General features: G+C 46.6%; 1 protein-coding gene. It reads left to right on the plus strand.

Going from position 1 to position 1,832, the window contains the following annotated elements; all coding sequences use genetic code 11:
• Positions 1–45: 45 nt before the first annotated feature.
• Positions 46–1,832: FtsX-like permease family protein (locus WBA23_RS08300; protein ID WP_424581808.1), on the plus strand; the 1,787-nt coding region annotated here is incomplete at its 3' end.

The following is a 1,832-nucleotide window of genomic DNA, read 5'->3' on the forward strand; positions in this document are numbered from 1 at the left end:
GAAGGTAGCGATCCGGTAGAATGGGGAAGTTAGACCGTCACGGGGGTGTTCGACGATAGCAGGTATAAATCGCACTTGGTATTTGACGTACTGGTATCTTCTTCCTCCCAGGAGATTCTCTACAAACAGGATAAGATTCGCGATATATCCGATAACTGGTCGAATTACTACCAATCCTACGTCTATGCCCTTCTAAAACCACAGGCTTCGTCGGAGCAGATGCAGAGAGCATTAGAAAGCTTGGCGGCGGATAAGTACGCGAATAATGAGGCACTACAAGGTTCTCAATTTATTGCTCAACCTCTGGCTGATATTACTCCGGGTCCGAAGCTAGGAAACTCTCCTACTATTCGCTTACCGCTATTTGTTTATTATATTTTAGCTGCGTTAGCCTTGGTGATCATGATCTCGGCTTGTCTCAACTATACTAATTTATCCATTGCCCGCGCGCTAACTCGAGCTAAAGAAATAGGGGTTCGGAAAGTGAACGGGGCTAAGCGCAAAGACCTCATTTTGCAATTTCTTAGCGAGGCTATCATTACCGTGCTACTAGCCTTACTCTTCGCTTTTGTATTCCTGTTTTTTGTCAAATCAGCCTTCCTGAAATTATGGGTCAACCAGTATCTGAATCTTGACCTAAACATCACTTCCGAAGTTGTTCTGCTATCCTTTGGCTTTGCCTTACTGGTCGGAATTATCGCGGGTATTTTTCCGGCCCTGCACTTATCCGGTTACAATCCCACCCGAGCCTTAAAGAGCTTAAAGCTGGGTCAGCCGGGACGATTAGGGTTGAGAAAAGTGCTGACTACGGTCCAATTTGGACTGTCGCTGCTATTTATTATTACTGCGATTGTGGTGTTTAATCAGTTTCGGCATTTCATGCAGTTTGAGTACGGATTTAATCCGGAGAATGTGCTGCTGGTCAATCTGCAAAGCAACGACTATGAGCTAGCCAAAACAGCTCTCAGCGGTGTTCCCGGAGTAGATGATGTGGCGGGCTGTGCCTACCTACCCGCTACCGGACGAAATGACAACACTCGCTTGATGAAACCCGGTTCGCCTCCCGAAGAAGAAGGGTACGAGACAATTAATGTAGGAGTAGATGAAAGCTTCATTCGTACCCTGGAAATTAACCTAGTAGCCGGTCAGAACCTGCCTCCGGCTGGTTCGGGCTCATCTTCGATGATTCTGGTGAATGAAGCTACCGCTAATGTGCTGGGCTACGATAATCCGTTGGATATTGTGGGTGAATCTTTGAAGACTTCTAGCGATACGCTGCAGGTAGCCGGGGTGGTGGAGAACTTTACCTTCCACATACTATTTAATGGTCGTCCCATCGGGCCAGTTATGATGAGGTATGTACCGGAAACTTTCAAGTTTCTAAGCATCAAAGTAGGTTCGGGGCAGGAACAGGAAACGCTGGCCCGACTGGAACAAGCGTGGAAAACGATTGACCCGATTCATCCGCTAGCCTACGAATTCTACGAGGACAAATTAGCTAACTACAACCGAGGGGTTTTTGATATTGCCTCGGTCGTCGGCTTTATTGCTCTGCTAGCTATCACAATTGCTTGTCTGGGTCTGCTGGGAATGGCTACCTACACTACCGAACGGCGCACCAAAGAAGTTGGTATCCGAAAAGTACTGGGAGCGAGCAACTTCAGGTTAGCTTATCTTCTTTCCAAAGAGTTTCTCATCATCTTAGGAGTGGCTATTGTAATCGCTACGCCCCTCAGCTACTTTATTAATAATCTCTGGCTAGATTTTTTGGTTACACGTGTAGAATTTGGCCCCGAAACGCTGCTAATAGGATCATTACTACTGCTTTTATT

It is taken from the genome of Tunicatimonas sp. (assembly GCF_049647865.1).
GTDB lineage: Bacteria > Bacteroidota > Bacteroidia > Cytophagales > Cyclobacteriaceae > Tunicatimonas.